The following is a 7,099-nucleotide window of genomic DNA, read 5'->3' on the forward strand; positions in this document are numbered from 1 at the left end:
CGCCGCCGACCGCGCCCGAACCGCCGGAGCCGGTGCCCGCACCCGCGCCGACCAGCGTGCCCGAGCCGCCGGAGCCCGTCGCGGAGCCGGCTGCGGCACCCGCGGCATCCTGCCCCGCGACCGTGGCACCCGGCCACATCGGCGTCGTGCCGGCCGCCAGGGCCACGATGGGCGCTGCTCCGCCCTGAACCGTCGCGAGGTAGGCCGTCGCCGCTCCGCCGCCGATCGCGAGGGGCAGCAGGATCAGCGCGAGGCGGTGCGAGACGTCCTTCGCCTCGGACGCCACGATCGCGCAGCGCGCGCAGTCGGCGAGGTGAGCCTCGACCTTGCCGTGGTCACGCCGGCCGAGGTTGTTGCGCGCGTATGCGCCGAGCCGCTCGATGGTCCACTGACAGGGCGATCCGTCGGCGACCGAGTTGAGGTGCGCCTGGATCCACGCCTCGCGCAGACCCTCGCGCGCGCGGAACGTCAGCTGCGCGACGGCCGTCGCCTTCATGCCGAGGAGCGGGGCGATCTCGGCCGGCTTCATCTGCTCGATCTCGGAGTACCACAGCACCTCCTGCCAGCGGGTCGGGAGGCTGCGGAACGCGCGATGCGTGAGGCTGCGGTCGAGGGCCTCGTCGGTGGCCTGGTCGGAGGTCTGCGGGTCCTCGAACTCCTCGATCTCGTCGATCGCGGTCTCGCGGCGCGCGCGCCCCCAGCCCGCGGCGGTGTTGCGGATGCTCGTGAACAGGTAGGCGCGGAACGATCCGGTGGGTCCGCCGCCCTTGACGATCGACTGGTAGATGCGCGTGTAGGCCTCTTGCACGAGGTCGTCCGGGTCGAGCGTCGAGGTGACCGACCGGGCCACCGTGATGCCCGAGCGGTAGTGGCGCCGCCACAGCTCTCCGAAGGCGTCGCTGTCCCCCGAGCGGGTGCGCAGGACGAGGTCCGCATCGGCGATGTCGGAGACGTCGCGCGGCACGTCGGAGTTCGGGTCCATCGGTGTTCCTTCGGGTCGGCCCACGTGGTCTTCTATGAGACGCGCGCGGGGCGCGTTCATGACGCGCCTTTTCCATTCTCACCCCGGAACCTCCATTCTCGCCCGTGAGGGCCGCTCGCGGGAGCCCCCTCGGCGCGCGGACGGCCCGTCTCGGCGACGGCTCGGGGCGAGTGCCTTCGCGCGCGCCGGCTCCGGGAAAGTTCCGGAAAAACTTCTGAAGTCGCGTAATAGACCCGGACGGAGTGCATCCCATGAGTAAGAAGGCTCTCGCTCGGACGGTCCGGGGGGACGTGCGAACGAGGTGATGGCGGGGAGGAACGGGGCCATCTGACGGGTGGTCGGGAAGCTCTCGGGGGAGGGCGACCCGGCCACTCGCGGGGGACGGAAGGGCGGTCGATCGGGGGATCGGCCGCCCTTCACCATTCGGCGGCGGTCGTCGGCGCGCCGCTGGTGCGGAGGCCGTCGGCACCGCGACGCACGGCGTGGACGTCCACTGCTCGGACGGCGCCCGGGCGCACGAACGCCCCGGCTCAGTCGTCCGCGACCCGGATGCCGTCGACCCAGACCGCCTCGACCCGGAGATCGTCGTCGAGCAGCACCGCGTCGGCGGCGGCGCCCGCGCGCAGGCTCCCGAACCGGTCGCCGAGGCCGAGCGCGCGGGCCGGCACGGCGGTCAGCGCCGCCACGGCCTCGGGAAGCGGCACGCCGCAGTCGACGGCGAGGCGGAGCGCGGCATCCTGCGTGAGCGTCGACCCGGCAATCGTGCCGCCCTCGTCGAGACGCGCCACGCCGTCGACGACGGTGACCGCGAGCCCGCCCAGCACGTAGCCGCCGTCGGCGGCGCCCGCCGCCGCCATCGCATCGGTGATGAGCGCGATGCGCCCCGGTGCGCCGGCGAACGCGAGCCGGATCACGTCGGGGTGCACGTGGATGCCGTCGGCGATCACCTCGAGCGTCACCCGTCCGTCGCCCATCGCGGCCACGATCGGCCCCGGGGCCCGATGGTGGATGCCGGGCATGGCGTTGAAGGCGTGCGTGAGGAGCGTCGCGCCGGCGTCGAACGCCGCGGCCGTCTGCGCGGCGTCGGCTCCGGTGTGGCCGACGGCGACGGCCGTGCCCGCCGCGACGAAGCGGCGGATGGCATCGAGCGCGCCGGGCAGCTCGGGGGCGAGCGTCACCTGCCGGATCGTGCCGCGGCCCGCGGCGAGGAGGCGGTCGACGGATGCCGGGTCCGCCGGCCGCAGCAGGCTCTCGGTGTGCGCGCCCTTGTGCCCCGGGTCGAGGAACGGGCCCTCCAGGTGCGAGCCGAGGATCGTCGCGTCGCGCTCGGCGAGGTCGGCGACCATCGCGGCCCGCGCGGCGAGGTCGTCGATCGACGCGGTCACGAGCGAGACGACGGCGCGCGTCGTGCCGTGGGCGCGGTGGATCGCTCGCCCCGTCGCGATTGCGGCGGGGCCGTCGTCGAACGCCGCACCGCCGCCGCCGTGTCCGTGCAGATCGACGAAGCCGGGGGTCAGGTACCGGTTGCCGCCGTCGACGACGTCGACGCCGGCGGTCGCGTCGGCTGCGGCGAGGGCGCGCCAGGTGTCGCCGGTGCCGGTCGCCGAGACGGTGCCGTCGGCGAAGGCGATCCACGCGGCATCCGTCACGCGGCCGTCATCGACCAGCCGGACCGAGTGCAGCACGGTGGTCATGTCAGGCTCCTGTCCGTCGTGGGCTGCTCGACCGCCCAGGGGAAGTCGTCGAGCGGGGTGTAGCCGATGCCGAGCGCGGTCCACAGCGGCGCGAGGCGGCCGACGCGCTCGCGGAACGACGCCCACGAGCGCTGCGGCGTCGTCCCGAGCGCGGGAGACCAGGCGGCCTCGGCGGCGGCGGCGATGCGGGGGAACGCGAGCGCGTCGATCGTGGCGAGGTCGCGCACCGTCTCGGTCCACAGCGGTGCCTCGACGCCGAGGATGCCGGCCTCGCCGATGCCGTCGACGACCTCCGCCGGCTCCCACTCGTACGCCTGCCGCGCGTCCACGACACCCGCCCAGCGCAGGCCGAACGGCGCGTCGGCGGCGTAGGCCATGTCGAGGTAGACGGCGTCGGCGGGCGACAGGATCACGCGCCCGCCGCGGTCGACGAACGCGCGCGCCTTGTCGTCCATGCCGCCGGTGGGCGTGCGATAGCCCCAGTACTGGCCGATCGTCCCGGCGGCGAGCCGGTCGCCGATCGCACCCGCCTCGTGCCAGCTGACCGGCGTCTTGCCGGTATCGGCGGCGATGCGCGTGACGCGTTCGACGAAGTACGCGAAGTCCTCGGGCGGCGTGCCGAGCGCCTCGTCGCCCCCGACGTGCAGGTACGGACCGGGGGTCAGCGCGGCGACCTCGGCGAGCACGTCCGAGACGAAGGCGTACGTCGCCTCGTCGTGGATCCGCAGCGACGAGAAGCCCACGGCCAGCCCGTCGTAGGGCGCGCCGTTGCGGGGCAGGTCGCCGCCGAACTCGCGCACGACGCGGCGCACCTCGTCGGACAGCACGGGCTCCTCGGACAGCTCCGGGTACGCGAGCGACACCGCGTGCGTGTGACCGGGCAGGTCGATCTCGGGCACGACGGTCAGGTGGCGTGCGGCCGCGTACGCGACCAGCTCGCGATAGTCGTCCTGCGTGTAGCGGCCGCCCGGATCGCCCCCGATGGAGCTGCCCGACGCACGCGCGGTCAGCTCGGGGCGGCTCGCGATCTCGAGACGCCACCCCTGGTCGTCGCTCAGGTGCAGGTGGAAGTGGTTGAACTTCAGCCCCGCGGCGCGGTCGATGTACGCCTTGACCGTCTCGACCGGGTGGAAGTGGCGGGCGACGTCGAGCATCACGCCGCGGTACGCGAAGCGCGGGGCGTCCTCGACGCGCACGGCCGGCACGGTCCACGCATCGTCGTCGCGCTCGATGAGCTGGGCGAGGGTCTGGATGCCGTAGAAGAGCCCCGCGGCATCAGCCCCGGCGATCGTGGCGCCGTGCTCGTCGACAGCCAGCCGGTACGACTCGGGGGCGCCGTCGTCCGTCACCGTCAGCGCGATGCGGGCGGGTGCGGGTGCGCCGTCGAGGGCGACGGGCAGGCCGGTACGGGCGGCGATCAGCCGTTCGAGGGCGGCCGCGGCATCCGCGGGCCCGTCGATCGCGACGCCGCCGGCCAGGCGCAACGGCGCGGCGGCGCGCGCGTCGAGCGAGAGCGGCGCGGGCACCGGCCCCGGTGAGGTCATGACGCTCCGTTCGATGGGGGATGCGGCATCCCGCGAGCTATGTAAGGGTTCCTAACAAACGTCCTCGCAAGCCTACCAGCCGACGCGTCGACCGATCCAGGCCGACCCGGTGCGCGGCCGCACGAGGGTCGATCGAGCGCCGCGACCGGGCGCGTGCCGCTGACCGCGCCCGCCGGCATGCCCGCGACCCGTCCTCGGCACGCGTCGGCGACCAGCAGAAGCCCAGGCCGAGGCGCGCGCGATCCGTTATGCTCAGGGGGTCGCGACTGGCGTTGAGGTGGGACACCACCGGGGAGCGACCGACCACCGAGCCGACACGGAATCGACCGCACGCCTGGGCCGATGAGAACCCGCTGCTTGGAGTGCGCCATGACCGATTCCCTGTTCAACGCCCCGCTCGCCGAGGTCGACCCCGAGATCGCCGCGGTCCTCGACCGCGAGCTCGAGCGCCAGCGCGGGTACCTCGAGATGATCGCGTCCGAGAACTTCGTGCCCGTCTCTGTGCTGCAGTCGCAGGGCTCGGTGCTGACCAACAAGTACGCCGAGGGCTACCCCGGCCGCCGGTACTACGGCGGCTGCGAGGAGGTCGACGTCGCCGAGGAGCTCGCGATCGCGCGCGCCAAGGAGCTGTTCGGCGCCGAGTTCGCCAACGTGCAGCCGCACTCCGGCGCGACCGCGAACGCCGCCGTGCTGCACGCCATCGCACGCCCCGGCGACACGCTGCTCGGCCTCTCGCTCGACCAGGGCGGGCACCTCACGCACGGCATGAAGATCAACTTCTCCGGCCGGCTGTACGACATCGTCGCGTACGGCGTGAACCCCGAGACCTCGGTCATCGACATGGACGAGGTGCGTCGCCTCGCGATCGAGCACAAGCCGAAGGTCATCATCGCGGGCTGGTCGGCGTACCCGCGCCAGCTCGACTTCGCCGCGTTCCGCGCGATCGCCGACGAGGTCGGCGCGCTCCTGTGGGTCGACATGGCCCACTTCGCCGGTCTCGTGGCCGCGGGCCTGCACCCGTCGCCCGTGCCGCACGCGCACGTCGTGTCGTCGACGGTGCACAAGACCATCGGCGGCCCCCGCTCGGGCTTCATCCTCACCAACGACGCCGACATCGCCAAGAAGATCAACTCCGCGGTGTTCCCGGGCCAGCAGGGCGGCCCGCTCATGCACGTGATCGCCGCGAAGGCGACCGCGTTCAAGCTGGCAGGCACGCCCGAGTTCAAGGAGCGCCAGGAGCGCGTCGTCCGGGGAGCTGCGATCCTCGCCGAGCGGCTGACCCAGCAGGACGTGAAGGATGCCGGCATCGCCGTCCGCTCGGGCGGCACCGACGTGCACCTCGTGCTGGTCGACCTGCGCGACGCCGCGATCGACGGCAAGCAGGCCGAGGACCTGCTGCACGAGATCCACATCACGGTCAACCGCAACGCGGTGCCGAACGACCCGCGCCCCCCGATGGTCACGTCGGGCCTGCGGATCGGCACGCCCGCGCTCGCGACGCGCGGCTTCGGCGACGCCGAGTTCACCGAGGTCGCCGACGTGATCGCGCTCGCGCTGCAGCCGGGCGCCGACGTCGAGGCGCTGCGCGCGCGCGTCGCCGCCCTGGCCGACGCGTTCCCGCTCTACCCCGGCCTGCAGCAGTAACGTCGAGCCGGTCCGGGGTCCCGGCGCCGGTGGGCTCCCGGTCCGGCCCGACCGCCGGCATCCGCCCCGCCCCGACCCCGCCCCCGCCGCTGACCGCGAGAATGCAATGGTGCACCGAGACAGCAGGCTCAGCACGCACTCTCGGTGCACAGTCGCACTCTCGCGGTCGAGCGGCGGGCGGGGGTGCGGGACGAGACAGTGAGGGAGACACAGGAATGACGGCTCAGAAGCTCGACGGCCGCGCCGCGGCCGCCGACATCAAGGCAGAGCTCGCCGAGCGCATCGCGGCCCTGCGCGAGCGGGGCATCGTGCCCGGCATCGCGACCGTGCTGGTGGGCGCCGACCCGGCGTCGCAGCTGTACGTGGGCATGAAGCACAAGCAGTCCGTCGCGATCGGGATGAACTCGATCGAGCGGCAGCTCCCTGCCGACGCCACGCAGGCTGAGGTCGAGGCGGTCATCGACGAGCTCAACGCCGATCCGGCCTGCCACGGGTACATCGTGCAGCTGCCGCTGCCGAAGCACCTCGACACCGACGCGATCCTGGAGCGGATCGACCCCGCGAAGGATGCCGACGGCCTCCATCCCACGAACCTCGGGCGGCTCGTGCTCAACGTCAACGGGCGCATCGACTCGCCGCTGCCGTGCACGCCGCGGGGCGCGATCGAGCTGCTGCTGCGCAATGACTACGACCTCAAGGGCAAGCACGTGGTCGTGGTCGGCCGCGGCGTGACGATCGGCCGGTCGATCGGCCTGCTGTTGACGCGTCGTGCGGTGAACGCGACCGTCACCCTGACCCACACCGGCACGGTCGACCTGCCGTCCTACCTGCGCCAGGCAGACGTGATCGTCGCGGCTGCCGGGGTCAAACACCTCGTGCGCGCCGAGGACGTCAAGCCGGGCGCCGCCGTGCTCGACGTGGGCGTGACCCGCGAGACCGATCCCGAGACGGGCAAGGACCGGGTCTACGGCGACGTGGCTCCCGGCGTCGAGGACGTCGCGGGCTGGCTCTCGCCCAATCCCGGGGGAGTGGGGCCCATGACGGTCGCGCTGCTCATGACGAACGTGGTCGAGGCCGCCGAGCGCTCCCTCTAGCGCGCTCGCTCCGGCATCCCGCGCTCCCTTCCCGCGCTCCCTTCCCGCGCTCCCTTCCCGCGCTCCCTTCCCGCGAGTCACTGCCGTAGCTCCGGGTCACTGTGCTGGTGCGCAGTGAGTGGGCGGTAGCGCAGTGACTCG

Annotated in this window: 5 protein-coding genes and 1 riboswitch; of the genes, 2 read left to right on the forward strand and 3 right to left on the reverse strand. The window is 73.3% G+C overall.

Annotated elements, in window-relative coordinates; all coding sequences use genetic code 11:
* From WML84_RS11425 to WML84_RS11435, 3 genes are all read right to left on the reverse strand, one after another.
* On the reverse strand, positions 1-982 hold a 982-nt coding region (locus WML84_RS11425; protein ID WP_347346269.1), incomplete at its 3' end, for a sigma-70 family RNA polymerase sigma factor.
* 530 nt (positions 983-1,512) lie between these two features.
* Positions 1,513-2,676 (reverse strand): N-acetylglucosamine-6-phosphate deacetylase, encoded by a 1,164-nt coding sequence (gene nagA / locus WML84_RS11430; protein WP_347346270.1) that lies wholly within the window; start codon positions 2,674-2,676, stop codon positions 1,513-1,515.
* The gene (locus WML84_RS11435; RefSeq protein WP_347346271.1) at positions 2,673-4,220 is read right to left on the reverse strand and encodes a beta-N-acetylhexosaminidase; all 1,548 of its coding nucleotides are present in this window, start codon (positions 4,218-4,220) and stop codon (positions 2,673-2,675) included. The genes nagA and WML84_RS11435 overlap by 4 nt, the downstream gene beginning before the upstream one ends.
* A gap of 252 nt (positions 4,221-4,472) precedes the next feature.
* A riboswitch (ZMP/ZTP riboswitch) is annotated at positions 4,473-4,567 on the forward strand.
* Positions 4,568-4,589: 22 nt separating this feature from the next.
* Here WML84_RS11435 and glyA point away from each other — a divergent pair.
* On the forward strand, positions 4,590-5,864 hold the full coding sequence (gene glyA / locus WML84_RS11440; protein WP_347346272.1) for a serine hydroxymethyltransferase: 1,275 nt from the start codon (positions 4,590-4,592) through the stop codon (positions 5,862-5,864).
* Positions 5,865-6,079: 215 nt separating this feature from the next.
* Complete coding sequence (locus tag WML84_RS11445; protein ID WP_347346273.1) at positions 6,080-6,958, forward strand: bifunctional methylenetetrahydrofolate dehydrogenase/methenyltetrahydrofolate cyclohydrolase; 879 nt, start codon at positions 6,080-6,082, stop codon at positions 6,956-6,958.
* The last annotated feature ends 141 nt before the right edge of the window (positions 6,959-7,099 follow it).

Origin of the sequence: Microbacterium sp. (assembly GCF_039812165.1) — a bacterium.
Classification (GTDB): Bacteria; Actinomycetota; Actinomycetes; order Actinomycetales; family Microbacteriaceae; genus Microbacterium.

Bases quoted from the DNA above. Each gene is read 5' to 3' on its own strand.
- WML84_RS11435 (WP_347346271.1), bottom strand. From the start codon at position 4,220: ATGACCTCACCGGGGCCGGTGCCCGCGCCGCTCTCGCTCGACGCGCGC.
- WML84_RS11445 (WP_347346273.1), top strand. From the start codon at position 6,080: ATGACGGCTCAGAAGCTCGACGGCCGCGCCGCGGCCGCCGACATCAAG.
- nagA (WP_347346270.1), bottom strand. From the start codon at position 2,676: ATGACCACCGTGCTGCACTCGGTCCGGCTGGTCGATGACGGCCGCGTG.
- glyA (WP_347346272.1), top strand. From the start codon at position 4,590: ATGACCGATTCCCTGTTCAACGCCCCGCTCGCCGAGGTCGACCCCGAG.